Consider the following 23,755-nt stretch of genomic DNA (forward strand, 5'->3'; position numbering starts at 1 on the left):
AGCATCCATGGAACACGCCCTAGGCGGCGGGGTTGACCTCGGCGGTCTCCAGGGCGCCGCCCTCGATGCCCCACTCGGCGAGGACCTCCTCGTAGGTGCCGTCCTCGATGATGGCGTTGAAGGCGGCGGCGACGGCCTCGGAGAGCTCCTCCTGCTCCTGGTTGACGACGACGCCGTAGGGGGCGGCGTCGTACTGCTCGCCGATGAACTCCAGCTGCTCGCCGGTCTGCTGGAGAGCGTAGAGCGAGGTCGGCAGGTCGGCCAGCGAGGCGTCGTTCAGGCCGGAGACGATGGTCTCGGTCGCCTGGGGCTGGGTCTGGAACTTCTCGATGGTGATGGCGTCCTCGCCCGCCTCGACACAGGCCTCACTGCGGGCCTCGATGTCCTGGTCGTGCGTGGTGCCCGTCTGCACCGCGATGCGCAGGCCGCAGGCGTTGTCGGGGTCGACACCGTCGGGGTTGCCCGCCGGGGCGAACCACTGGGTGCCGGAGGAGAAGTAGCTGACCATGTTCACGGCCTCCATGCGCTCCTCCGTGATGGTGAAGGAGGAGGCACCGAGGTCGTAGCTGCCGGTGTCGACACCGATGATGATCGAGTCGAAGGTGGTGGGCTCCCAGTCGGCCTCCAGGCCGAGCTTGCCCAGCGCGGCCTCGATGAGGTCGACGTTGAAGCCGAGGACGGTCTCGCCGTCCTCGTCCAGGTACTCGCCGGGCGGGTAGGACGCCTCGACTCCGATGGTGACGGCACCGGCGTCGGCGACCGCGTCGGGCAGGAGCGCGGCGAGCTCCTCGTCGACCGCGACATCGGGGGCGTCCGCCTCGTCGGAGGCACCGTCACCACCGTTGCCGCAAGCCGCCAGGGCCAGCACGCCGGCCGTGGCCAGGGCGGTGAGGTAGGTCCGGGGCTCGGACAGGGGCTTGCGCAGGGCCATGGTGGGTCTCCTTCAGGGAGCACGGAGTGCCTGGTCGAGGGGTGGGTCCGCTGCGTCGCGGGGCCGACCAGTGGGGACTTGAGGTGGATGTGGTGCCGGTGGGCGACACATCAGTAACGTTCCATTCTGTCGACCCGCGATTTTCCTCCGGTCACCGTTGTGAGAGAATTGCGTAACGGGTCATCCCCGTGAGATGCGGATCGCGCAGTACTCGTATAAGAGTCCGGCGAAGACCACCCCTCCCGGCGCACCCCGGTCATGGCCGACCGGTGCCGACGAGGGCCCCCTGGCACCCTGACGTCTTCGCGCGCGCTCCGTGGCCCACCGTCCACGTCATGGCCGACGCGGACGTACAGCAGACCGAGGGGTTTGAGTAGTGACCACCTTTTCTTCGCGTACCCAGAACACGTCCCCCCTGGACGAGGACCCGGCGTTCGCCATGCACCGTGGCGGCAAGCTGCAGGTGACGTCCTCCGTCGACGTGAGCGACCAGGAGGGCCTGTCCCTCGCCTACACCCCAGGTGTCGCCCGTGTCTGCGACGCCATCGCCGAGAACGCCGAACTCGTCGAGACCTACACCTGGAAGAGCAACCTGGTCGCCGTCGTCACCGACGGCACCGCCGTGCTCGGCCTGGGCAACATCGGCCCGGAGGCGTCCCTGCCGGTCATGGAGGGCAAGTCGCTGCTGTTCAAGCAGTTCGCCGACGTCGACTCCATCCCGATCGCCCTCAACTGCACCGACGCCGACGAGATCGTCGAGACCGTCGTGCGGATGTCGCCGTCCTTCGGCGGCGTCAACCTGGAGGACATCTCCGCCCCGCGCTGCTTCGAGATCGAGGCCAAGCTGCGTGAGCGCCTGGACGTCCCGGTCTTCCACGACGACCAGCACGGCACCGCCATCGTGACCGTGGCGGCGCTGCACAACGCGGCCCGCCTCACCGGTCGCACTCTGGCCGACCTGCGCGTGGTCGTCTCCGGGGCGGGGGCCGCCGGGGTCGCCGTCACCAAGATGCTGATCGACGGCGGGATCGGCGACATCGCCGTCGCCGACTCCAAGGGCATCATCCACCAGGGCCGTGAGGGCCTGACCCCGGTCAAGCAGGAGCTGGCCGAGATCAGCAACAGGGCGGGGCTCCAGGGCTCCATCGAGAGCGCGCTCGAGGGCGCCGACGTGTTCGTGGGCCTGTCCGCCGGGGAGGTCCCCGAGTCGGTCGTGGCCACCATGGCCGAGAACGCCATCGTCTTCGCGATGGCCAACCCCAACCCCGAGGTGCACCCGGACGTCGCCCGCAGGTACGCGAGCGTCGTCGCCACCGGGCGCAGCGACTTCCCGAACCAGATCAACAACGTGCTGGCCTTCCCGGGTGTCTTCCGTGGCGCCTTCGACGTCCAGGCCACCGACATCACCGAGAACATGAAGCTGGCCGCCGCCAAGGCGCTGGCCGACCTGGTCGGTGACGACCTCAGCGCCGACTACGTGATCCCCAGCCCCTTCGACGACCGCGTGGTCCCGGCGGTCTCCGCCGCCGTCGCCGCGCAGGCTCGCAAGGACGGCGTCGCCCGCCGCTAGCAAGCACGCGAAGGGGGCCCGGAGACCGACCATGGTCTCCGGGCCCCCTTGCGTGGGTGGGGCCAGGGCCACCGTGCGCGGGGTGGCACGGATACCCGAAGGCGGGGGACCGGCGTAGTGCCTCCGGAGGGGGCGCGTCCGTAGGTTTCCGGGGACACATCGCGCCGCGTTCGCGGCCACGCAACCCCTGGACAGGCCCGGATCCGCACTGCGGGGCTCGGGCTGACGGGAGAACACGGAGAGGCGGTGGACGAGCGCACCCCGTTCGGCTCGGCGTCGGTCGCCAAGGTCCTGCCCGGGATGCTGCTGGCCGACATGGTGGACCGCGACGAGGTCGCCCTCGACACCACGGTGGGGGAGCTGCTTCCCGAGCTCGCCTTCGCCGACCCACCGGTTCAGCGAGGACGTCGGGATCCGGCTGCTGGGGGTGGACGAGCCCAGTCCCGACAACGCGGCGGGGGAACGGGTGTACGGGATCGCCACCGTCGTGCTGACCCTCGTCCCGGCGCTGGCGTGGCTGGGCTTCGCGGCGCGCCGCCGCCCGGGGCGCCGGGTGCGTCGTCCCTCGGACCGTCTGGGGGCGGTCTCCCACGGGACCGTGGCGGTGGCACTGCTCGCCTACGCCCACGCGGCGGGCTTTTGGCACCTGGTGTCACCGTGGGTGTGGACCACGGGCGCGGCCCTGGCCGCGGTGGCGGTGCTGGTGAGCGTCCACCGGTGGGAGGGGCTGCCCGTCGCACGCGGGCGACGGCCCTGGGCGCGCTGGCTGTCCACGGTCCCGCCCGCCCTGGCCGGGTTGGTCCTGCTGGTGGCCCTGGCCCTCGTGTGAGCGCCCGGGGCCCTCACAGCAGCTCGGCGGGGGAGCCGAACTCCTCGGTGAGCAGGGCGAAAGCCGTGCGCAGGTCGGCCAGGGCAGCGTCCGGGGTGTCCCCCGCACCGTGGGCGATGACCCCCGCGCGGAGCACGGCGCGGGTGCACCAGACTCCGTTGCCGTCCTGCTCGATCGTGTACGGAACCAACACGGGGTTCCTCCTCCTTCGCCGACCCGCGTGCACGGAGGGGCCCGGAGGACCACGCCCCCGCGCGGTCCTCCGGGCCCCGTGGCGGGCCGGTCTCGGTCAGTCCTTCTTCTGGTCGTCCTCACCGGTGGCGGTGGACCAGGGGTCCCCGCCGGAGGGCGGCATCGGTCGGGCGTCCGGGGTCTCCGGTTCGGGCTTGGACTCGGGCTCGGGCTCGGGTCGCTCAGCGGTTCCGGGCCCATCAGAGGACGCGGTGCCCTCGTCGCGGTCGGGCGGCCCCCAGCGGCCCATGTCGCGTCGGATCACCTCGACGGTCTCGTCCAGGATGCGCCGCAGGTCGTTGCTGGCGGACTCTCCAACCTGCCCGGCGCCGCGCACCATGTCGCGGACCTTCACCGAGAAGTCGCGCAGGGCGTGCTCGAACTCGGCGCGGTCCTGCGTACCGGGCTTCGCGCCGTCGGAGTCGGAGCGCTCCGAGCCCTCGGACTCGCCGCGTCCGCCCCAGGCCGCGCCGAAGGCACCGAACCCCTGGGCGAACCGCTCCCACTCGCGGGCCCACATGCCGTTGTCGCCGCAGTCCCGGTCCTTGTCGTCGGACTTCTTCCGGTCCTCGCCGCCGGAGCTCTCACGGCGCCCCTCACCCGAGGCGAACTTGAGTTCGTCGCGCAGCGAGCTGATGGTCTCGCGGACGTCCTGCTTCACCGCGCGGGCGATGTCGCGGACCGAGTCGGTGATCTCCCTCTCCAGGTCGTCCAGGTCGCTCTCGCGGGCCCGCAGTTCCTCCCGACCCTTGTCGGTGAGGCTGTAGACCTTGCGGCCGCCCTTCTCCGTGTGCGTGACCAGCCCCTCCTCCTCCAGCCGCGCGAGCCGGGGGTAGATGGTGCCGGGAGAGGGCGAGTACACGCCGAGGAAGCGGTCCCGGAGCAGACTGATGATCTCGTATCCGTGGCGCGGGCTCTCGTCCAGCAGCTTGAGCAGGTAGAGCCGGAGCCTGCCGTGGCCGAAGATGGTACTCATTCAGGCCCCCTCGGGGATCGCGGCCGGGGCCTCGGGCGCGCGGCGCAGCAGCGCCGTTCGCCCGGACACGGAGTTGACACTGATGGAGGCGGGGTCGACGCCCACGCCGATCTTGCCGGTCAGGGCGGTGCGGGCCGGGGCACTGCGGCGGTCCAGACCGAAGTCCGAGTCCACCTTGCCGGTGACGGCGCGCAGCTCCACTGTGGCCGAGCTCTCCGAAGGCACCCGCAGGGCCACCTCGCCGGAGACCGTGGTCACCCGGACCCGGGCGGAGGCCGCCAGGTCCGTGTCCACCAGCACGTGGCCGGAGGCGGTCTTGGCACGCAGCTCAGCCAGGCGACCGCCGGCCACCGCGAGCTGTCCGCTGGCGCTGTTGAAGGAGAGTGTCCCGCCGGGGTTGCGCACTGAGGCGTTGGCGGAGGCGGTGTTGACCTCGGTCTCGCCGGACACGTCGTCCAGGGTGACCTCCCCGGTGGCGGTGCGGACGCGGGTGCGGGAGGTCAGCCCGGCGACGACCACCGGAGCCCCGGCCGTGGTGACCTCCACGGGGCAGTCACGGGGGACCCGCAGGTCGACCGTGGCCCGCCGGGAGGCGATGTTGCGGTAACGGCCCAGCTGGATGGGCTTGAGCCGGTCCAGCAGACCCTGACCGGTGAGGTCCTGGTAGTGGATGGTGAGGATGCCCGCCTCCTGGGTGACCTCCAGGGGCTCGCCCTCGATCTCGGAGATCTCGAAGGTGACCGGGTCGTCCGTGGGGATGATGTTGACCTGTCCGCTGACAATGCGCACCTTGAGGGCGACGATGCCGTCCAGGGTGTGGGTCATCGGACTGTCGATGGACCAGCGTGCCATCGTGAATCCCTTCCGCTCGCTCTCGATGACTTCACGATATGTCGCGTGTTCGCCGAACTCAAGATATGTCGCGGATTTCAGGGTCGTGTCAGGGACGGCTCGGGGTCCGGTACGGGAACGGGCGAGGGGCCCGGGTCAGTGAAGACCCGGGCCCCTCGGCCGGATGACGCCGCTCGGCGCCGCTCCGTGTGACTACTCCTCGTCCTCGTCGTCCAACCGGGCCAACCAGGTGGCCAGGCGTTCGACCGGGGTCTCGAACTCGGGGTTGAGGTCGGTGAACACCCGCAGCTGCTCGGCGAGCCAGGCGAAGCTGACCTCCTCCTCGCCGCGGCGGTTCTCCAACTCCTCGATCCCGCGATCGGTGTAGTACATGGAAGCGTTCCTACTCTGCCGGCGGGAACACCGTGTCCACCAGGGCACGCTGCTCGGCCTCGTGGCGCTTGGCCGAACCGGCCGCGGGCGCGGAGGAGGCCGGACGCGAGATCCGGGTGAACGGACGGTCGAGCTGCTCGGAGAAGACCAGCGCGACGAAGGGCCACGGACCCATGTTCGCGGGCTCCTCCTGGACCCACAGGACCTCGCCCGCGTTCGGGTAGGCCTTGAGCTGCTCGCGGATCTCCTCGATCGGCAGCGGGTAGAGCCGCTCCGCCCGGATGATCGCGGTGTGCTTGTCACCGCTCTTGCGGCGTGCCGCGTCCAGGTCGTAGTAGATCTTGCCCGAGCAGATGACCACGCGACGGACCTTGTCCGCCGAGATCGAGTCGTCCCCGATCAGCGGCTGGAAGTGGCCCGACGTGAAGTCGTCGGCGGCCGAGGTCGCGGCCTTCAGGCGCAGCAGCGACTTGGGCGTGAACACCACGAGCGGGCGCTCGAACGGCGACTTCGCCTGCCAGCGCAGCAGGTGGAAGTAGCTCGCCGGGGTGCTCGGCATCGCGACGGTCATGTTCTCCTGCGCGCACTGCTGCAGGAACCGCTCGATGCGGGCCGAGGAGTGGTCCGGGCCCTGACCCTCGTACCCGTGCGGCAGCAGCATGGTCACGCTGGAGCGCTGACCCCACTTCTGCTCGCCCGCGCTGATGTACTCGTCGATGACGGTCTGCGCGCCGTTGACGAAGTCACCGAACTGCGCCTCCCACATGACCAGGGCGTTCGGCCGGGTCAGCGAGTAGCCGTACTCGAAGCCCAGTGCCGCGTACTCGCTGAGCAGCGAGTCGTGCACGAGGAACTTCGTGGTCCCGTTGTCGAACTGCTTGAGCGGCGTGTACGTCTCGCCGGTCTCGCGGTCCATGAGCGAGGCGTGGCGCTGACCGAAGGTGCCGCGGCGGCTGTCCTGACCGATCAGGCGGACCGGGTGGTCGTCCAGCAGCAGCGAGCCGAAGGCCAGCAGCTCACCGGTGGCCCAGTCCACGGCGTCGGTCTCGACCATCGTGGCGCGACGGGTCAGCTGGGGCGCCAGCCGCGGGTGCGGCGTGAAGCCCTCGGGCATCGTCACCTGGGTGTCGATCACCCGCTTGACCGTCTCGGTGCTGATGGCGGTCTCGACCTTGGAGTGGTCCAGACGCGACTCGGTGAACACCTCGGGCTTGACCACCGCGCCCGGCTCGATCGGCTTCTTCTCGACCTCGCGGGTCTCGGTGAAGGCCCGCTCCAGCTCGGACTGGTAGTCGCGCAGGGCCTGCTCGGCCTCCTCCACCGTGATGTCGCCGCGCCCGATGAGGGACTCGGTGAACAGCTTGCGGGTGGAGCGCTTGGCGTCGATGACGTCGTACATGAGCGGCTGGGTGAACGCGGGGTTGTCGCCCTCGTTGTGCCCACGGCGCCGGTAGCAGACGAGGTCGATGACGACGTCCTTGTTGAACGCCTGACGGTAGGCGAAGGCCAGGTGAGCGACCCGGACCACGGCCTCGGGGTCGTCCCCGTTGACGTGGAAGATCGGCGCCTGGACCATCCGCGCGACGTCGGTGGCGTACACGCTGGAACGGCTGTCGGTCGGCGAGGTGGTGAAGCCGACCTGGTTGTTCACGATGACGTGGACCGTGCCGCCGGTGCGGTAGCCCCGCAGCTGGGACAGGTTCAGCGTCTCGGCGACCACGCCCTGACCGGCGAAGGCCGCGTCACCGTGGATGAGGATGGGCAGCACGGTGAAGCCGTGCGGTCCCTTGTCCAGCACGTCCTGCTTGGCGCGGACGATGCCCTCGGCGACCGGGTTGACCGTCTCCAGGTGGGACGGGTTGGCCGACAGCGAGATCTGGATCGAGTCGCCCTCGCGGGTCTGGAAGGTGCCCTCGGTGCCCAGGTGGTACTTGACGTCGCCGGAGCCGTGCGCGCTGCGCGGGTCGAGGTTGCCCTCGAACTCACCGAAGATCTGACCGTAGGACTTGCCGCAGATGTTGGCGAGCACGTTCAGGCGGCCGCGGTGGGCCATGCCGATGACGGCCTCGTCCAGCTCGGACTTGGCGGCCCTGGAGATCACGCCGTCCAGCAGCGGGATCAGCGACTCGCCGCCCTCCAGGGAGAAGCGCTTCTGACCGACGTACTTGGTCTGGAGGAAGGTCTCGAAGGCCTCGGCGCTGTTGAGCCGGTGCAGGATGTGCAGCTGCTCGTCGCGGTCGAGCTTCTCGTGCTCGCGCTCGACGTGCGACTGGATCCACTCCCGCTCCTCCGGGCTCTGGATGTGCATGTACTCGATACCCACCGTGCGGCAGTAGGTGTCGCGCAGCACGCCCAGCACGTCGCGCAGCTTCATGACCTGCTTGCCGCCGAAGCCCCCGGTGGGGAACTCGCGGTCCAGGTCCCAGAGGGTCAGGCCGTGCTCGAGCACGTCCAGGTCCGGGTGCTTGCGCTGCTCGTGGTCGAGCGGGTTGGTGTCGGCCATGAGGTGGCCGCGCACGCGGTAGGCGTGGATCAGCTCCTGGACCCGGGTGGTCTTGTCGAGCTGCGTCGCCTTGTTGACGTGGATGTCCTGCACCCAGCGGACCGGCTCGTACGGGATCCGCAGCGAGTTGAAGATCTCGTCGTAGAAGCCGTCCTCGCCCAGCAGCAGCTGGTGGATGCGACGCAGGAACTCGCCCGACTGGGCACCCTGGATGATCCGGTGGTCGTACGTCGAGGTCAGCGTCATGACCTTGCTGATGCCGAGCTCGCTCAGGGTGTCCTGGGACGCGCCCTGGAACTCGGCCGGGTACTCCATGGCCCCGACGCCGAGGATGGTGCCCTGCCCGGGCATCAGGCGCGGCACGGAGTGCACGGTGCCGATGCCGCCCGGGTTGGTCAGGCTGATCGTGGTGCCCTGGAAGTCCGGCACGCCCAGCTTGTTGTTGCGGGCCTTGCGGACCAGGTCCTCGTAGCCGCTCCAGAACTCGTTGAAGTCCATCTCGCCGGACTTCTTGATGGAGGGCACGACCAGCTGACGGGAGCCGTCCGGCTTCTGGAGGTCGATCGCCAGGCCGAAGTTCACGTGTTCGGGCTTGGCGACGCCGGGCTTGCCGTCGATCTCCGTGTAGGAGTGGTTCATCTCGGGCAGGGCCTTGAGGGCCTTGACCATGGCGTAGCCGATGAGGTGGGTGAAGGAGACCTTCCCACCGCGGCCGCGCCGGAGATGGTTGTTGATGACGATGCGGTTGTCGAACAGCAGCTTGACCGGCACCGCGCGCACACTCGTCGCGGTCGGCAGGGTCAGGCTCGACTCCATGTTGGTCGCGGTGCGGGCGGGTGCTCCACGCAGCCGCTCCTCGTTGACCTGGAGTGCATCGTCGGTGTTCTTGGGTGCAGGGGCCGCAGCGGCCTTCTTCTTCGGCGCGGGTGCGGCGGGGGTCTTCTCGGGCTGCGCCTTTGCGGTCGCAGTGCCCCCACCCTTCCCGTTGGCCGAGTCCGCGGGCTTGTAGTCCGCGAAGAAGTTCCACCAAGCCTTGTCAACCGAATTCGGGTCGGTGAGGTACTTCTGGTAAAGCTCCTCGACCAGCCACTCGTTCGGGCCGAAATCTGTCAGGGGTTGAGACGCCTCAGACGACACGGCGGAGATCGCCCACTTCCGCAGCTCGCTTGTGAATGATTAGGAAAGACGGGTGGCTGCTGGCAAGTCGGGCCCGAAGAAGCACGGAGTCGCTCCCCATCACAGGGAAGAAGCTGACCTGGCCAGCACTCGTCGGGTACAAGGCTACTTGTACCGACCTCCCTGACGGGAACATCGGAGTAGCTGAAACTGGGAGATACCTAACAATCTTTCACACGAACCTTGTCTCTACGTGCCGGTCACTTTGCGTTGCGTGGTCAACATGCTTCGTTTGTTCCTGTTTGACGGGCTTTTCGGTGCGCATTCCTGTGACCGCCTTCGGCCAGCCCCTCTGTGGCGCGCACCACGTTTCCCACGGGCCGTGAGCGGGGCCGCCGGAGACCGCAACCGACGGTCACCCGCCCGGGTCCGGCCGTGAATCGCCGGTCTCCGGCAGCGCCGATGTGCGGATCTGTGCGCTCTTCCCCGTTCTCCCCCATGGCGGTGGCGCCCGTGCCTACGATCGCCCTACGAACGCGACAAGTCGGGTGGGGAGGCCCATGAAGGGACTCGGAGAACTGGAGGCGGCCATCATGGGGGCCCTGTGGAGTTCGGAGGGGCCGCTCTCGGTGCGCGAGGTCCGGGAACACATGGTCTACGACCGGGAGGTCGCCTACACGACCGTCATGACGGTGGCCAACATCCTCTTCCACAAGGGTCTGGTGGACCGGGAGAAGGACGGGCGGGCCTGGGCCTACTGGGCCCGTGAGAGCCACGCCGAGTACACGGCCCGCGTGATGGGCGAGGTGCTGGAGACGGGGCCGGACCCGGACGCGACCCTGCTGCGCTTCGTGGAGCGCTTCAGCGACGAGGAGATGGCCCGGCTGCACCACGTCTTCCGCCAGGTGCGCGACCGGCGAGGCGCGGGCCGCCCGCACACCTCACCGACGGCGTAGCGAGCGCACGCTCGGGGTGGCGACCGCCGCGAACGTCGCCGTCAGGGTCAGCCCCGCCACGATCAGGAGGGCCCGGTCCGGCCCAATGGCCTCGGCCACCGGCCCGATCGCGATCTGCCCCACCGGCATCGCCACGAACGACCCCAGGGCGTCGTAGGAGTACACGCGGGAGAGCCGTTCGGGCGGAACGTTCTCCTGCACCGACACCTCCCAGGCCACGGTGAACTGCTCCACCGCCACCCCGCCCGCGAACATCGCGGCGAACAGCAGCGGCACCAGCGGGGAGGGCCCGGCCATCACGAAGAACGGCAGGGTCTGGAGCGAGACCAGCGCCGTGCCGTAGAACAGGGCGCGCTGCGGCTGCCACCGGGCCGCGAGCACCCCGCCGACCAGCAGCCCCACACTGTTGGCGGCCATGAGCAGCCCCCACGTGGTCCGGCCGAACGTGTCGTCGGCGATCCCCGGTCCCAGCACGGCCGTGACCGAGGACCAGCCGGCGTTGACCACCATGAACTGCAACACGACGATCCAGACCCACGGACGGGCCACGAACTCGCTCCACCCGTCCAGCAGGTCGCGCAGCACGCCCCTGCTCGGCACGGCCGTGGACGGCACCCGCAGGAACAGGAAGACCAGACCGGCGGCGGCGAACAGGGCCGCGTCCGCGCCGATCGCCCAGCCCGGACCGACCAGCCCCACCAGCACGCCGCCCATCGACATACCGGCGAACATGCCCAGCTGCTTGGCGATCCCCGCCAGCGCGTTGGCCTGGCGCAGCAGGGACCCAGGCACGGTCTGCGGGGTCAGCGCCGCGATCGCGGGCAGGTTCGCGGCGGCCGCGGCCCCGTTGAGCACGCTCAGCGCGACCATCAGCCAGAGGGTGGCCGTCCCGGAGAGCAGGAACACGGCCAGGAGCGCCTGGGAGAGCGCGGCCAGCAGGCAGGCACCCCGGATCACCAGGGTGCGCGGCAGCCGGTCGGCGAGGACCCCGCCGAACAGCAGGAGCGCCACGTTGGCGACGGACCGCGCGCCCACCACCAGCCCGACCTGGGCCAGGGAGCCGGTCACGTCCAGGACGGCGAAGGCCAGCGCCACGTGCGCCATACCGTTGCCGAAGAGCATGAGCACACGGCCCGTCACCAGGACTCGGAAGGGCGCGTGGGCCAGCGGGGCCGTGATTCCGGGGGCGGCGCCCCTCTCCCGGGTCATCCGTGTCCCTGGTTCATCCGCGCTCCGCCCCTCGGTCCGCTCGACACCCGGGGCATCCTCTTCGAACACCTGGCCCGGGGCAACCGGTTTTTCGCGGTGGCGGGACGCTCAGCGGCCGAGGACCCAGCTCCGGCCCTCGGCCGCCAGCTTCTCCACGAGAGTGGCGCTGTCGTGCTCCTTGGCGAAGAGGTGTTCGGGGCGGGTGATCGGCACGATCCACAGCCACCGCACCGGGTCGCCCTGGAAGGACAGGCCGGAGGTGTCGGGCGGCGTCCGAGTGGGATCGGTCACCAGGGGGCCGGGGTCCTCCAGGAGCAGGACCGCGCCCGCTCCGCCGCGCATGGAACGGTCCTCGGGGTTGTCCAGCCACTTGATGGTGTGCCCGGTCCCGAACCACGTCACCGCACGCCAGGGGAACGCCCCGATCCAACGGAAGATCCTGGCGGCGTGGTGCGCGGGCAGGGTCGTGGCCAGGGCCAGCTCCACCCGCGCGTGGTTCGAGGTGTCGGCCATGTAGCGGTCCAGAGTGGGCATGCGCTGTCCGCACATGCCCACGGTGGAGAGCACGGTGAAGGGCCGCTCCTGCGAGGGCGGCCGCTCCGAGACCCGCAGCAGCGGCGGGTGCCCGTCGGACACGTCCCAGTAGTGGCCGGGTTCGCCCACCCTGCGGTTCAGGTGGCTGAGGACGGTCCGCTGCACGCTGCGCCACGCCCCGGAGGCGCGACGCCAGTCCCAGTAGGCCTCGGCGTGCACCACACGCGGCCACAGCTGGTCCCGCACCGAGTCCAGTTCCCAGGCGTAGGCGCTGCGCCCGATCGCCTCGCGGGCGTACCCGGGCAGACCGCTGTCGGCCTCGGCCCAGCCCGGGATCACCGCGAGCAGGCCCTCCTCGTCCACCAGGGCCACCCCGTCGCCCTCCTCGAACCACACGGCGCGCAGCGTGGCCGGGTCGAACCGGGGGCGTCCCTGGGGGTGCTTGGTGTGGGCCTCCGGCATCAGGGGGGCCTGCCCCCGGTAGAGCCCGCTCGACTCGCTGTCGCGCGGGGCCGCCTCGTGGTTGGCCAGCCACACCGGCACCCGGATGCGCTCACGGGCGTCCAGCAGGTAGGCGGCCGTGGTGTGGGAGTCGCACTCTACGACGACGCGGCGGCTCTGGTAGGGGCTGATCTCGTCCAGCAGGACGTCGATCTCGGTCACCGGCCCTCCCACGTGCCGACGGCTGTCGTGTCGTCGTGTCCGCCGGAAGCGGGTGCAGCCGCCCGGCCTGTCCACAAGCTAAGTAGAATCGACGGTAGTGCCCTGACAGTCGGAGCAGCACCGCAGTCGCGTATAGGTCGTATAACGACCCGTGCCGCCACATCCCTCCCGCACCGGGCGCAGACCACCGACTCCACTCCTTACGGATCCTTATGCCCGCCGAGCTCACATTCGTCGCACCCCGCCGCGCCAAGCCGCCCCGGCACCTGGCCGACCTCAGCCCCGAAGAGCGGCTGGAGGTCGTCAGGGAGCTGGGGGAGAAGCCCTTCCGTGCCAAGCAGATCGCCAAGCACTACTACGGCGGGCTGGAGTCGGACACCTCGAAGATGACCGACCTCCCGGAGTCCTCCCGGGAGCGGCTCGGCGAGGCGCTGCTGCCCACACTGCTCACCCCGGTCCGGCACATCACCTGTGACAACGGGATGACCCGCAAGACCCTCTGGAAGGCCTTCGACGGGGTGATGTTCGAGTCGGTGCTCATGCGCTACCCGGACCGCGTCACCCTGTGCATCTCCTCCCAGGCCGGGTGCGGCATGAACTGCCCCTTCTGCGCCACCGGCCAGGCGGGCCTCACCCGCAACCTGTCCACCGGCGAGATCGTCGACCAGGTCGTGGCCAGCGCCCGCGACCTGGCGCGCGGTGAGGTCGCGGGCGGCCCGGGGCGGATCAGCAACATCGTGTTCATGGGCATGGGCGAGCCCATGGCCAACTACAAGCGCGTGCTCCAGACCGTCCGCCAGATCACCGACCCGGTCCCCGACGGGATGGGTATCTCCCAGCGCGGGGTCACCGTCTCCACGGTGGGCCTGGTCCCGGCCATCAACAAGCTCATCGACGAGAGGATGCAGGTCCGCCTGGCGATCTCCCTGCACGCCCCCGACGACGAGCTCCGCGACGAGCTGGTGCCGATCAACACCCGCTGGAAGGTCGAGGAGGTCCTGGACGCGGCCTGGCGCTACGCCGGGACCACCGGCCGCCGCGTGTCCATCGAGTACGCGCTGATCAAGGACATCAACGACCAGGCCTGGCGGGCCGACCTCCTGGGCAAGCTCCTCAAGGGCCACCTGGTGCACGTCAACCTCATCCCGCTCAACCCCACCCCGGGGTCCAAGTGGACCGCCTCGCGCCCCGAGGACGAGCGCGAGTTCGTCCGGCGCCTCCAGTCCCACGGCGTCTCGGTGACCGTCCGCGACACCCGGGGACAGGAGATCGACGGGGCCTGCGGGCAGCTCGCCGCCGCCGAGAAGTAGGACTCCGACGTGGTGGAGACCGCCCTGGCCTTCGTGGTGGCCACCGCGGCGGGGCTGGTCCCGCTCATCAACATCGAGGTGTACCTGCTGGGCGCCGTCGCCCTCCTGGACGACGGCGCCCTCGTGGCGATGGCCCTGGCGTCGGCCCTGGGCCAGACCCTCGGCAAGATCCCCTACTACTACGTGGGCCGCGGGACGATCTCCACGCCGTGGCTGCGGCGCCGCGCCGCGACCCCCGGCAAGTGGACGGAGCGGGTGTCCCGCTGGCGGGCCAGGGCCGAGGAGCGCCCGGTCTGGGGCGCGGGCCTGCTCGCCCTGAGCTCCTTCGCCAGCGTGCCGCCGTTCATGGTGGTCTCGGTGCTGGCCGGGGTGCTGCGCATGAACATCGTGCTCTTCTGCGTGGTCACCTTCGTCACCCGCTCCGCCCGCTTCCTCATCCTGGTCCTGGCCCCCGCGTGGGCCATGGGCGTCCTCCCCTGAACCGTGCCGCTGCCCGGTCAGAGGGCGTGGTCGGCGAGGCGGGTGACCGCCGCGATGACCTCGGGGCCGTGGATGATCCTCGGGTCGTTGTGGCCCGCTCCGGGCAGGACGACCTCCTCGAACAGGTCCGCGCTGGCCTCGGCCACCTCGTGGCTCTGCTCCGGGGGCACGACGCCGTCGGCGTCACCGACGACCACGGTGGTGGGCCGCTCGACCCCCGCGACCCGCTCCGTCACCGGGAACTCGTCCCGCAGCAGCCACCCCACGGGCACCACGGGGTAGTGGTAGCGGCCCATGTCCGCCAGCGAGCTGAAGGGCGAGCGCAGGAAGAGCGCCGCCGGAGGGCGCTGGTCGGCCAGGTCGGCGGCCACGGCCGCGCCCAGGCTCTCCCCGAAGTAGACCGTGCGGTCCGCGTCGAAGCCGCGCTGGGAGAGGTGGTCGGCGGCGGCACGCGCATCGGCGGCCAGCCCCTCCTCGCTGGGGGACCCCGGGTTCCCCCCGTACCCCCGGTAGTCGAAGAGCAGCACGGAGAAGCCCTCGGCGGCCAACGCCCGTGCCAGCGGCGCCCGGGTCCGCCTGTCGCCCGCGTTGCCGTTGGTCACCAGCACGGCCGCCTCCCGGTCCCCGCTGGACGGGTGCACGAACCACCCGCCCAGTTCGAGCCCGTCCTCCGTACGTAGCCGGACGTCCTCGGCCCCCTCGATCACCGACCCGGCGGCCGGAGGTTCGTCCAGGGAGGGGAGATAGATCACGGATCGCTGCATCGCCCACACGAATCCCAGCAGCACCACCAGCACCAGTGCCGTCACGGCCGTCACGATCAGGACCGGTCTCACCAAGGTTCCTCCCGGGGGTCGGGTGTGCCTGTCGCGTGAACTACCCGTTCGCCGTGCCGGATACCGGGAGGTGCACTCCGGAACCGGAACGCGCTGGTCGGCGTCTGTTCCTGTGCCTGATCACCAAACACGAGGGAGGCCGCGATGCGGCGGGTCGGACGTGGCGGGATCGTCTCCGGGGTTGTCCTGGGGGCGTTGCTCCTGGTCACCGGATGTTCCTTCGAGTTCAGTATCGGCGGAGGAGACGCGGAGGGCGCGGAGGAGGCCTCGCAGGCCGCCGCTGCCTCCGTGAGTGTCGAGGAGGTGGAGCGCCAGTCGAGCGACAGGCTCTCCGAGCAGGTCGGACAGGTGCCCGACGACTTCACCTGCCCCGAGGACCTCCCGGCCGAGGAGGGAGCGCGGATGCGCTGCGAGCTGACCGCCGGGGAGCAGAGCCTCGGCGTCACCCTCACCGTGACCTCGGTCGACGGCGGTGAGGTCAACTGGGACATCGTGGTCGACGGATAGTCGCCGTCCCCGACACGGACGGGCCGCCCGAGACGCCCCGAGGGCGTACCGGGCGGCCTCCGGTGACTCAGTTGCTCACGAGGTCGCGGCCGCGGAAGCCCAGCAGCGCCACCGACCCGGCGAGCAGAACCCCGCCGAGGTACAGCAGGAACCTCGCGGGGTCGAACTCGTCCACGGGCGGGCGGGGCAGGATCTCGAAGGCGCTCAGGTCCATCACCCGCTCCGAGAAGTGGAACAGCCCGCCCAGCATCGTCGCGACCAGGCTGTAGGCGAACCACAGCCAGAGCAGGGGCAGCAGCCGGGGCGCCGTTCCGTACAGCAGCGCGGCGAGGGCGCCGAAGGTCAGGGCCGCAGGGAGCTGGGCGAGCACGGATCCGACCGTCCGCCAGGTCCAGTCGGCCTCCACCAGAGCGACCGAGGCACCCAGCCCCAGCCCCAGGCCACCCACGACGGTGATCAGCACCGAGGCCAGCGCGGCGACCACCAGGGCGGTGCCGAGCCACTGCGCCCGCCCCACCGCTGTGGACAGCACCAGTTCCGCGCGCCCGGCGCCCTCCTCGGTGTGTGCCCGCAGCACGGAGAGCGCCCCGTAGGCGGAGGCGGCCATGACCACGTAGACACCGATCATGGCCAGGAACCCGTTGATCACGTCGTCACCGGCGTCGCCCAGGATCGCCGCCAGGTCGGGGTTGCCGTCCAGCATCTCCCGAACCTGCGATGCCAGGGTGCCGAAGGCGTAGGCGAAGGCGAACACCGCCACCGTCCAGGCCAGGATCGCCCCGCGCTGCTGGTGCAGGTGCAGGGTGAGGGGCCCCGACAACAGCCGACCGGCCTGCGGCCTGCCGGGGCGGGAGGCCACGAGCCCGGCGCCCACGTCGCGACGGCCCGCCAGGACGTGGGAGACGGCCAGCAGCACCAGGACGACCACCCCGTACAGGGCCAGCGGTTCCCAGCGCAGGTCGACGAAGGGACGCGTCTGTTGCACCCACGCGAACGGTGAGAACCAGGACAGAGGGGTGCCGCCCCGCTCCTCGATGTCGCCCACCACCCGCACCATGTACAGCACGCCCACGGCCAGGAACGCGAGCCCCGAGGCGGAGCGCGCGTGCTCCGACACCTGGGCGCAGACCGAGGCGATCGCCCCGAAGGTGATCCCGGCCAGCGCCACTCCCAGCCCGTAGGCGGCCGAATCGGCGACGGAGAGGCCGTAGGCGGTCATCGCCGCGGTGACCAGGCCGCCGACGACCAGGTTGACCAGGGAGAGCGTGAGCAGGGCGGCAGTGGTCTGCGCGGCAGAGCCCACGACCCCGGCGCGCAGGAGTTCGGTCCGGCCGCTCTCCTCCTCGGCCCGGGTGTGCCGGACCACGTGCAGGACGCTCATGACGGCGAGGGCCAGGAGGAGGCTCATGGTCAGCTCGTTGACCAGCATCCGGCTGAGCGTGTAGTCGTCCACGCCGTAGCCGGGCCCGCCGAAGACGACGCCGGTGGGCGTCTCGATCAACTGCGCGCGGGCCTGGCGCTCCTCCTGGCTGGTGAAGGTGTCGTCGAGCGCGGGGATGCTGGCGGCGGTCGTCCCGGCCAGGGCCACTGTCCACACGGCGAGCCGGACGCGGTCGCGGCGCAGCGCGAACCGGGTCAGGGTCCAGGTTCCGGTGAGGGCGCTCATGCCGGGTCACCCGCGCCGTTGGGGGAGCCGAGTTCGTCGCCGTAGTGGCGCAGGAACAGCTCCTCCAGGGACGGCGGGTTGCTCACGAGCGAACGCACGCCCAGGTCGGTGACCCGCCTGAGGACGTCGCCCATGTGGTCGTGGTCGACGGCGAGGGACACCGTGCGCCCCCTGACCGCCAGGTCGTGCACGCCGGTCAGACCGGAGAGCGCCGACGGGTCGCCCTCGACCTCGGCCCGGACCGTGGAGCGGGTCAGGTGGCGCAGCCGGTCCAGGGAACCGGACTCCACGGTCCGGCCCCGGCGGATGATCGTCACGGTGTCGCAGAGCTTCTCGACCTCGGACAGGATGTGGCTGGAGAGCAGGACGGTGCGCCCCTCCTCCTTGACCTCCCGCACGCAGTTGGTGAACACCGTCTCCATGAGCGGGTCCAGCCCCGAGGTCGGCTCGTCGAGGACGAGGAGTTCGGCGGTGGAGGCCAGCGCCGCCACCAGGGCCACCTTCTGCCGGTTGCCCTTGGAGTAGGTGCGGGCCTTCTTGGTGGGGTCGAGCTCGAAGCGCTCCAGGAAGGCCTGCTTGCGGCGGGTGTCGAGACCGCCGCGCAGCCGCCCCAGCAGGTCGATGGCCTCACCGCCGGTGAGGTTGGGCCACAGCGAGACGTCACCGGGCACGTAGGCCAGGCGGCGGTGCAGGGTCACCGCCTCCTTCCACGGGTCGCCGCCGAGCAGGCGTACCGAGCCGGAGTCGGATCTGATCAGGCCGAGCAGGACCCGGATGGTCGTGGACTTGCCAGCGCCGTTGGGGCCGAGAAAGCCGACCACCTGGCCGGTCTCCACGGTGAGGTCGAGCTTGTCCAGGGCCCTGAACCGGCCGAAGGACTTGTCGAGGCCACGGACCTCGACGGCGTTCGTTGGTGACATGGTCTGCTCCTCGTGGTGGTGCGGGGTCAGATGTCGTTGCCGTCGCCGCCGGTGTCCTGGGCGGTTGTGGGAGGGGCGCTGTCGGTGGCCGAGAGGTAGGCGTCCAGCAGGGAGGTGTCGGCCAGCACCGGTTCGCTGTAGGTCTCCAGGACGGCGAGCATGTGCTCCGCCATCCAGGTGTGGAAGACCCGCCGGTAGTCGACGTCGGGCCCGGGATGGCGCAGGCGCACGTGGAGCAGGAGCGAGCCGAGCGCCGAGGAGACCGCCCAGCGTGCCCGGCCCGCCGGGTCCCGGCTCGGGCGGACGGCGCCCGCCTCCTCCGCCACGGCCATGTAGCGCTCGGCGTCCTCGACCATCAGGTCGTACATCGACACCGCGAGGGGGCCGCCTGCCTGGAGGGCGTGCAGGACGTACCCCAGGATCGGCGCGTACTGGTCGGTCTCGGCCAGCTGTTGCAGGAAGGTCTGCTGCGCGGGCTCGGCGAACGCCTCCCCCTTGAGTTCGTTGATGACGCCCCGCACGTGGTCGTCGCAGGCCTGGCGGAGCCGGGCCTTGCTGCCGAAGTGGTGGATGACCAGTCCGGGGGAGACTCCCGCGTGGTCGGCGATGGTGCGTACCGAGACGCCGAAGCCGTGCTGGCCGAAGCACGCGACGGCAGAGTCGCGGACCCGGGCTCGTGCGGTCAGGTCTTCCGAAGGGGCTGAACTCATGTTCAATAGATTAAACGCGTGTTTAGTCGCTCCGCAAGGGGGTGCCCGGGATCCGGGCGTACACTCGGGGCACGTTCGGGACCGGCAGCCGGTCCGGTTCCCAGGTCACGAGGGGGAAGTTCGATGGTGCAGGTCGCGGTCGCCCAGTTCGCGCCGGGGCAGGACAAGGCGGAGAACCAGCGCTCGGTCGCGGAGCTCACCGCGCGGGCGGCCGGACGGGGCGCGCGGGTCGTCCTGTTCCCCGAGTACACGATGTTCACCGCCCCACGCACCGACCACCGCTTCGTGGAGGCCGCCGAACCCCTGGACGGCCCCTTCCTGGCAGACGCCGCCGACACCGCCCGACGCGAGGGCGTGTACCTGGTGCTGGGCGTGAACGAGGCAGGGGAGCCGGGCTCCGCCCACTTCACGAACACACTGGTCGCGCTCTCGCCGGAGGGGAAGCGGGTCGCGCTCTACCGCAAGATCCACCTCTACGACGCCTTCGGGGCGCGGGAGTCGGACGTGGTCGCCCCCGGGCCGATCGACGACCCGGAGACCTTCACCGTGGACGACGTGGTCTTCGGCCTCCAGACCTGCTACGACCTGCGCTTCCCCGAGGTGACCCGGCGGATCGCCGACGCCGGCGCGCACGTGGTGCTGCTGGCCGCGCAGTGGGTGCCGGGGCCCCTCAAGGAGGACCACTGGCGCACACTGGCCCGGGCGCGCGCCATCGAGAACACGGTGTACGTGGTCGCCTCCGGGCAGGCCGCACCCACTGGTGCGGGCGGCAGCACGGTGGTCGACCCGATGGGGACCGCGCTGGCGTCCCTGGGAGAGCAGACCTTCGAGGTGACCTCGGCGGAGGTTTCGGCCGAGCGTGTGGAGGCGGTGCGTGTCACGAATCCGGCGCTGTCCCTGCGCCGATTCTCGGTGATTCCGCACGCCCGGGACTGAGTCCCAGCTCTGTACGGGCCGGTACATATCCGGCTCATCGTATAAAAGACCATCAATGAACTGGGGTCTTCCCAGCGTTCGTCACTTAGGGTTATGATCTCCCTGCACGGAGTGATTTAGATCGGTCCGGACCCTTCCAGGCGCCGATAGCTTCTGATTCAATTAAGAGCCGGTAACTATCGGCCCGCCAGACTGTCCTAAACCACGGGGGGAGCAAGGACATTGCGCGGAACGAGCACGATGTGCGAACGGGACACGAGGCCTGACGCCGCATCCGAGATCCACGTCTACGACCCGAGCTGGCTCAGTGGGGCGCAGTGCATGGGGGATGCCTGCGTCGTCTGCCACGTCAAGTGGCCCCGGCCCCGCCGGGTCCTGGGCGAGCTGCCGGACGGCAGCCAGGTGTACGGATGTGACGAGTGCGCGGGGATGATCGGCCACCAGCCGGTCTCCGCCAGCGGGTCGCTGATCGCGGCACGCTAGGTGGTGACGGCGGTGGAGACGGTCGCGCTCCGGGTCCAGGGGGAGTCTTGAGGACCCGGAGCGCTTCCGTTGACGCACCCGCTTCCATGGGGAGGAGGGGAATTGAGCACGTCCATCCAGGATGGTCTCTCGTGGCACGCGCTGTCCGCGGCCCGCGCCCCGCAAGGGGGCGCCGGTGACCCACGATACTCCGTGTGGCCCGCCGTAGACGGTCAGTGAGAGACATCCGTCGTTATTTCGACGGGCCCGGGGCTACCCGTTGACGGGAAAGCCCAGGTCGACGCCGCCCTGGGGGCGCTGTCCCGGGTCGGTCCACCGGGCCGTGACCGCCTTGGTGCGGGTGTAGAAGTGGACACCCTCGGTGCCGTGCGCGTGCGAGTCCCCGAACAGCGACTGCTTCCAGCCGCCGAAGGAGTAGTACGCCATCGGTACCGGGATGGGCACGTTGATCCCCACCATCCCCACCTCGATCTCGTTCTGGAAGCGCCTGGCGGCGCCGCCGTCGTTGGTGAAGATCGCGGTCCCGTTGCCGTAGGGGTTCTCGTTGACCAGCCGGACCGCCTCGTCGTAGTCGCCCACGCGGACCACGCTCAGCACCGGGCCGAAGATCTCCTCGCGGTAGCAGGACATCCCGGGGTCGACGTGGTCCAGGACCGAGGGCCCCAGCCAGAAGCCGTCCGCCGCACCGCCCAGCACGGGGTGGACCCGGCCGTCGATCGCCAGGGTGGCCCCCTCGCGGACCCCCGACTCCAGGTAGGAGGCCACCTTGTCGCGGTGCTCCCGGGTGACCAGCGGACCCATCTCACTGCGATCGTCGTCGCCGGGGCCGACCCTCAGGCGCGAGACCCGCTCACGGATACGCTCCAGCAGGTCGTCGGCGACCGAGTCCACCACCGCCACCGCCGAGATGGCCATGCAGCGCTCGCCAGCCGAACCGAACCCGGCCGAGACCGCCGAGTCCGCCGCCAGGTCGAGGTCCGCGTCCGGCAGCACCACCATGTGGTTCTTGGCGCCGCCCAGGGCCTGGACGCGCTTGCCGTGCTCGGCGGCGTTGCGGTACACGTACTTGGCGATCGGTGTGGAGCCGACGAAACTGACCGCGGCCACGTCCGGGTGCTCCAGGATCGCGTCCACCGCGACCTTGTCCCCGTGCACGACGTTGAACACGCCGTCGGGCAGCCCCGCCTCGGCCCACAGCTCAGCCAGGACCAGCGACGCGGACGGGTCCTTCTCGCTGGGCTTGAGCACGAACGTGTTGCCGCAGGCGATCGCCACCGGGAACATCCACATCGGGACCATCGCCGGGAAGTTGAACGGCGTGATCCCGCTGACCACCCCCAGCGGCTGGAGGATCGAGTAGGCGTCCACCCCGGTGGACACGTTCTCGGAGTACCCGCCCTTGAGCAGGTGGGGAATACCGCAGGCGAAGTCCACGACCTCCAGGCCGCGCGCCACCTCGCCCTGGGCGTCGGAGAAGACCTTGCCGTGCTCGGAACTGACGACCGACGCCAGCCGGTCGCTGTTGGCGCGCAGCAGTTCCCGGAACCGGAACAGGATCTGGACCCGCCTGGAGAGCGAGGTGTCGCGCCAGCCCGGGAAGGCTGCCCTGGCCGCCGCCACGGCCGCGTCGACCTCCTCCGTTCCGGCGAGGGCCACCGTCCCGGTGACCGCGCCGGACGCCGGATTGTAGATGTCACCGGTCCGCTCAGCGGGCCCCTCATGGGCGCCGCCGCCGATCCAGTGGGTGACGTGCTTGCTCATGCTTCCTCTTCCTGGTGGCGCGGGCTTCAGGCGTGGTCGGCGACGGCGCGGACGGCGTCCAGCAGGATGTCGCGGCCCTCCGCCGCCTCCTCGGTCGACAGGTTCAGCGGCGGGGCCATGCGCAGCACGTTGCCGTGGACGCCCCCCTTGCCCACCAGCAGACCGCGCTCGCGGGTGGCCTCCAGCACCTTCCCCGCCAGCGGTGAGGACGGCGCGCCCGTGGTCGGGTCCACCATCTCGATGGCGAACATCAGGCCCTTGCCGCGCACGTCCCTCACGCAGTCCAGCTCGCGCAGCGCCCGCAGACCCTCGACAACGGTGGTGCCCTGACGGAGCGCGTTGCCCTGGAGGTCATGCTCCAGCACGTAGTCCAGGGTGGCCCCGGCCGCGGCCATGGACACCGGGTTGCCGCCGAAGGTGGCCACTCCCAGGGCCGTCAGGCCGTCCATGAGGTCGCCGCGCGCCACCACGCCGCCCACCGCGAAGCCGTTGCCCAGCCCCTTGGCGAAGGTCATGGCGTCAGGGGTGACCCCGTGGTTGCCGATCCCGAAGAAGCTGGTCCCGGTCCGGCCCCACCCGGTCTGCACCTCGTCGGAGACGAACAGGATGCCGTGCTCGTCGAGGACCTCCTTGTAGGCGGCGTACAGGCCGTCGGGGGGCATGGCGAACCCGCCCACGCCCTGGACCGGCTCCGCGATCAGGCAGGCCACGTTGGGCGCCGCGGTGTCCAGGACCTCGCGCAGGTCGGCCACGCAGACGTCGATGTACTCCTGCTCCGTGAGGTTCCGGAACGCGGGTGAGGAGTGGTCCGTGCCGTGCAGGTAGTGGACGTTGAGGGGGGAGAGCGAGGAGTTCTTCCAGGCACGGTTGCCGGTGACCGCGACGGTCCCGAAGGACCGTCCGTGGTAGCTGCCGCGTACGGCCAGGACCTCGTCGCTGCCGCGCGCGTGCGTGGCCAGCAGCAGCGCGGTCTCGTTGGCCTCGGTTCCGGAGTTGGTGAAGAAGACCTTGGCGTCGGGGATGCCGGACAGCCGGGCGATCTTCTCCGCCAGCTCGACCTGTGAGCGGATGAGGTAGAGGGTGGAGGTGTGGACGACGCCCTTGGCGAGCTGGCGTTCCACCGCCTCGCGGACCTCGGCGACGTCGTAGCCGAGCATGTTGGTCACGATGCCGGTGAAGAAGTCCAGGTAGGTGCGGCCTTCGGCGTCCGTGACCCGGGCGCCCTTTCCGCTCACGATCTCCAGCGGGGACTCGTAGTACAGGGGCAACCAGGAGGGCATGACCGCGCGGTGGCGCGCAAGGAGTTCCGACATGCCCCCAGTGTCCCCAGGGCCCGGGGGCTTGGCCAGGATCACCATGTTGACAACATGCTGGTCGGCCTTACAACGTGTAAAGCATACGTCG

General features: G+C 70.4%; 22 protein-coding genes. 8 read left to right on the forward strand and 14 right to left on the reverse strand.

The window, feature by feature from the left end; genetic code table 11:
* Positions 1 to 19 precede the first annotated feature (19 nt).
* Positions 20 to 931 (reverse strand): ABC transporter substrate-binding protein, encoded by a 912-nt coding sequence (locus tag KBX21_RS21085; RefSeq protein WP_049572726.1) that lies wholly within the window; start codon positions 929 to 931, stop codon positions 20 to 22.
* A gap of 376 nt (positions 932 to 1,307) precedes the next feature.
* Between KBX21_RS21085 and KBX21_RS21090 the strand changes: the two genes are divergently transcribed.
* Positions 1,308 to 2,501: an NADP-dependent malic enzyme gene (locus tag KBX21_RS21090; protein WP_049572729.1), complete on the forward strand. Its 1,194-nt coding sequence runs from the start codon at positions 1,308 to 1,310 to the stop codon at positions 2,499 to 2,501.
* A gap of 427 nt (positions 2,502 to 2,928) precedes the next feature.
* Positions 2,929 to 3,330, forward strand: coding sequence for a hypothetical protein (locus KBX21_RS21100; RefSeq protein ID WP_210843225.1), 402 nt, complete (start codon positions 2,929 to 2,931; stop codon positions 3,328 to 3,330).
* A 13-nt stretch (positions 3,331 to 3,343) separates the two neighbouring features.
* On the opposite strand, the gene KBX21_RS21105 is transcribed toward KBX21_RS21100, so the two are convergent.
* The 5 genes from KBX21_RS21105 to KBX21_RS21125 form a co-directional block, all read right to left on the reverse strand.
* Positions 3,344 to 3,523, reverse strand: a complete 180-nt coding sequence (locus KBX21_RS21105; protein WP_210843226.1) for a hypothetical protein — start codon at positions 3,521 to 3,523, stop codon at positions 3,344 to 3,346.
* A gap of 96 nt (positions 3,524 to 3,619) precedes the next feature.
* A complete protein-coding gene (locus tag KBX21_RS21110) occupies positions 3,620 to 4,537 on the reverse strand; it encodes a PadR family transcriptional regulator (RefSeq protein WP_210843228.1) in 918 nt (305 codons plus the stop codon).
* Positions 4,538 to 5,389 carry a DUF4097 family beta strand repeat-containing protein gene (locus KBX21_RS21115; protein ID WP_049572740.1) on the reverse strand — a complete coding sequence of 284 codons (852 nt, stop codon included), beginning with the start codon at positions 5,387 to 5,389 and terminating at the stop codon, positions 4,538 to 4,540.
* 192 nt (positions 5,390 to 5,581) lie between these two features.
* Positions 5,582 to 5,761 carry a DUF6104 family protein gene (locus tag KBX21_RS21120; RefSeq protein WP_017542535.1) on the reverse strand — a complete coding sequence of 60 codons (180 nt, stop codon included), beginning with the start codon at positions 5,759 to 5,761 and terminating at the stop codon, positions 5,582 to 5,584.
* A gap of 10 nt (positions 5,762 to 5,771) precedes the next feature.
* Positions 5,772 to 9,401: a multifunctional oxoglutarate decarboxylase/oxoglutarate dehydrogenase thiamine pyrophosphate-binding subunit/dihydrolipoyllysine-residue succinyltransferase subunit gene (locus KBX21_RS21125; protein ID WP_049572743.1), complete on the reverse strand. Its 3,630-nt coding sequence runs from the start codon at positions 9,399 to 9,401 to the stop codon at positions 5,772 to 5,774.
* A gap of 539 nt (positions 9,402 to 9,940) precedes the next feature.
* Between KBX21_RS21125 and KBX21_RS21130 the strand changes: the two genes are divergently transcribed.
* Entirely contained in the window at positions 9,941 to 10,336 is a 396-nt protein-coding gene (locus tag KBX21_RS21130) for a BlaI/MecI/CopY family transcriptional regulator (protein WP_049572747.1), read from the forward strand.
* On the opposite strand, the gene KBX21_RS21135 is transcribed toward KBX21_RS21130, so the two are convergent.
* On the reverse strand, positions 10,322 to 11,545 hold the full coding sequence (locus KBX21_RS21135) for an MFS transporter (RefSeq protein WP_210843229.1): 1,224 nt from the start codon (positions 11,543 to 11,545) through the stop codon (positions 10,322 to 10,324). The two genes, KBX21_RS21130 and KBX21_RS21135, sit on opposite strands and share 15 nt — an antisense overlap.
* Positions 11,546 to 11,653: 108 nt before the next feature.
* Positions 11,654 to 12,742, reverse strand: a complete 1,089-nt coding sequence (locus tag KBX21_RS21140; RefSeq protein WP_017542539.1) for a suppressor of fused domain protein — start codon at positions 12,740 to 12,742, stop codon at positions 11,654 to 11,656.
* Positions 12,743 to 12,954: 212 nt separating this feature from the next.
* Between KBX21_RS21140 and rlmN the strand changes: the two genes are divergently transcribed.
* Both rlmN and KBX21_RS21150 read left to right on the forward strand, forming a co-directional pair.
* Positions 12,955 to 14,052 (forward strand): 23S rRNA (adenine(2503)-C(2))-methyltransferase RlmN, encoded by a 1,098-nt coding sequence (gene rlmN, locus KBX21_RS21145; RefSeq protein WP_049572757.1) that lies wholly within the window; start codon positions 12,955 to 12,957, stop codon positions 14,050 to 14,052.
* A 9-nt stretch (positions 14,053 to 14,061) separates the two neighbouring features.
* Positions 14,062 to 14,532 (forward strand): VTT domain-containing protein, encoded by a 471-nt coding sequence (locus KBX21_RS21150; RefSeq protein ID WP_210843231.1) that lies wholly within the window; start codon positions 14,062 to 14,064, stop codon positions 14,530 to 14,532.
* A gap of 17 nt (positions 14,533 to 14,549) precedes the next feature.
* Here the strand turns inward: KBX21_RS21150 and KBX21_RS21155 are convergent, their stop codons facing one another.
* A complete protein-coding gene (locus tag KBX21_RS21155) occupies positions 14,550 to 15,368 on the reverse strand; it encodes an alpha/beta hydrolase (protein ID WP_210843233.1) in 819 nt (272 codons plus the stop codon).
* 144 nt (positions 15,369 to 15,512) lie between these two features.
* Between KBX21_RS21155 and KBX21_RS21160 the strand changes: the two genes are divergently transcribed.
* Positions 15,513 to 15,875: a DUF4333 domain-containing protein gene (locus tag KBX21_RS21160; RefSeq protein WP_049572774.1), complete on the forward strand. Its 363-nt coding sequence runs from the start codon at positions 15,513 to 15,515 to the stop codon at positions 15,873 to 15,875.
* 67 nt (positions 15,876 to 15,942) lie between these two features.
* Here KBX21_RS21160 and KBX21_RS21165 read toward each other — a convergent pair whose 3' ends face one another.
* From KBX21_RS21165 to KBX21_RS21175, 3 genes are read right to left on the reverse strand one after another with little or no spacing between them, the layout of a single operon-like run.
* Complete coding sequence (locus tag KBX21_RS21165; RefSeq protein ID WP_210843235.1) at positions 15,943 to 17,541, reverse strand: ABC transporter permease; 1,599 nt, start codon at positions 17,539 to 17,541, stop codon at positions 15,943 to 15,945.
* Entirely contained in the window at positions 17,538 to 18,461 is a 924-nt protein-coding gene (locus tag KBX21_RS21170) for an ABC transporter ATP-binding protein (RefSeq protein WP_210843237.1), read from the reverse strand. Before KBX21_RS21170 ends, KBX21_RS21165 begins: the two co-directional genes overlap by 4 nt.
* Before the next feature lie 26 nt (positions 18,462 to 18,487).
* Positions 18,488 to 19,171 (reverse strand): TetR/AcrR family transcriptional regulator, encoded by a 684-nt coding sequence (locus KBX21_RS21175; RefSeq protein ID WP_049572804.1) that lies wholly within the window; start codon positions 19,169 to 19,171, stop codon positions 18,488 to 18,490.
* Positions 19,172 to 19,294: 123 nt separating this feature from the next.
* On the opposite strand from KBX21_RS21175, the gene KBX21_RS21180 reads away from it, so the two are divergent.
* Positions 19,295 to 20,107 (forward strand): carbon-nitrogen hydrolase family protein, encoded by an 813-nt coding sequence (locus tag KBX21_RS21180; RefSeq protein WP_210843239.1) that lies wholly within the window; start codon positions 19,295 to 19,297, stop codon positions 20,105 to 20,107.
* Between the two features lie 240 nt (positions 20,108 to 20,347).
* Complete coding sequence (locus tag KBX21_RS21185) at positions 20,348 to 20,590, forward strand: hypothetical protein (RefSeq protein ID WP_049572810.1); 243 nt, start codon at positions 20,348 to 20,350, stop codon at positions 20,588 to 20,590.
* A 252-nt stretch (positions 20,591 to 20,842) separates the two neighbouring features.
* On the opposite strand, the gene KBX21_RS21190 is transcribed toward KBX21_RS21185, so the two are convergent.
* Positions 20,843 to 22,351 (reverse strand): CoA-acylating methylmalonate-semialdehyde dehydrogenase, encoded by a 1,509-nt coding sequence (locus KBX21_RS21190; protein ID WP_210843241.1) that lies wholly within the window; start codon positions 22,349 to 22,351, stop codon positions 20,843 to 20,845.
* A gap of 26 nt (positions 22,352 to 22,377) precedes the next feature.
* Positions 22,378 to 23,664, reverse strand: a complete 1,287-nt coding sequence (locus KBX21_RS21195) for an aspartate aminotransferase family protein (RefSeq protein ID WP_049572816.1) — start codon at positions 23,662 to 23,664, stop codon at positions 22,378 to 22,380.
* Between the last annotated feature and the right edge of the window lie 91 nt (positions 23,665 to 23,755).

It is taken from the genome of Nocardiopsis sp. B62, from assembly GCF_018070675.1.
Lineage (GTDB): Bacteria > Actinomycetota > Actinomycetes > Streptosporangiales > Streptosporangiaceae > Nocardiopsis > Nocardiopsis prasina.

Excerpts from the sequence above, each read along its gene's own strand:
- rlmN (WP_049572757.1), top strand. The coding sequence starts at position 12,955 with ATGCCCGCCGAGCTCACATTCGTCGCACCCCGCCGCGCCAAGCCGCCC.
- KBX21_RS21110 (WP_210843228.1), bottom strand. The coding sequence starts at position 4,537 with ATGAGTACCATCTTCGGCCACGGCAGGCTCCGGCTCTACCTGCTCAAG.
- KBX21_RS21180 (WP_210843239.1), top strand. The coding sequence starts at position 19,295 with ATGGTGCAGGTCGCGGTCGCCCAGTTCGCGCCGGGGCAGGACAAGGCG.
- KBX21_RS21115 (WP_049572740.1), bottom strand. The coding sequence starts at position 5,389 with ATGGCACGCTGGTCCATCGACAGTCCGATGACCCACACCCTGGACGGC.
- KBX21_RS21185 (WP_049572810.1), top strand. The coding sequence starts at position 20,348 with ATGTGCGAACGGGACACGAGGCCTGACGCCGCATCCGAGATCCACGTC.
- KBX21_RS21195 (WP_049572816.1), bottom strand. The coding sequence starts at position 23,664 with ATGTCGGAACTCCTTGCGCGCCACCGCGCGGTCATGCCCTCCTGGTTG.
- KBX21_RS21120 (WP_017542535.1), bottom strand. The coding sequence starts at position 5,761 with ATGTACTACACCGATCGCGGGATCGAGGAGTTGGAGAACCGCCGCGGC.
- KBX21_RS21175 (WP_049572804.1), bottom strand. The coding sequence starts at position 19,171 with ATGAGTTCAGCCCCTTCGGAAGACCTGACCGCACGAGCCCGGGTCCGC.
- KBX21_RS21130 (WP_049572747.1), top strand. The coding sequence starts at position 9,941 with ATGAAGGGACTCGGAGAACTGGAGGCGGCCATCATGGGGGCCCTGTGG.
- KBX21_RS21085 (WP_049572726.1), bottom strand. The coding sequence starts at position 931 with ATGGCCCTGCGCAAGCCCCTGTCCGAGCCCCGGACCTACCTCACCGCC.
- KBX21_RS21135 (WP_210843229.1), bottom strand. The coding sequence starts at position 11,545 with ATGACCCGGGAGAGGGGCGCCGCCCCCGGAATCACGGCCCCGCTGGCC.
- KBX21_RS21160 (WP_049572774.1), top strand. The coding sequence starts at position 15,513 with ATGCGGCGGGTCGGACGTGGCGGGATCGTCTCCGGGGTTGTCCTGGGG.
- KBX21_RS21165 (WP_210843235.1), bottom strand. The coding sequence starts at position 17,541 with ATGAGCGCCCTCACCGGAACCTGGACCCTGACCCGGTTCGCGCTGCGC.
- KBX21_RS21170 (WP_210843237.1), bottom strand. The coding sequence starts at position 18,461 with ATGTCACCAACGAACGCCGTCGAGGTCCGTGGCCTCGACAAGTCCTTC.
- KBX21_RS21190 (WP_210843241.1), bottom strand. The coding sequence starts at position 22,351 with ATGAGCAAGCACGTCACCCACTGGATCGGCGGCGGCGCCCATGAGGGG.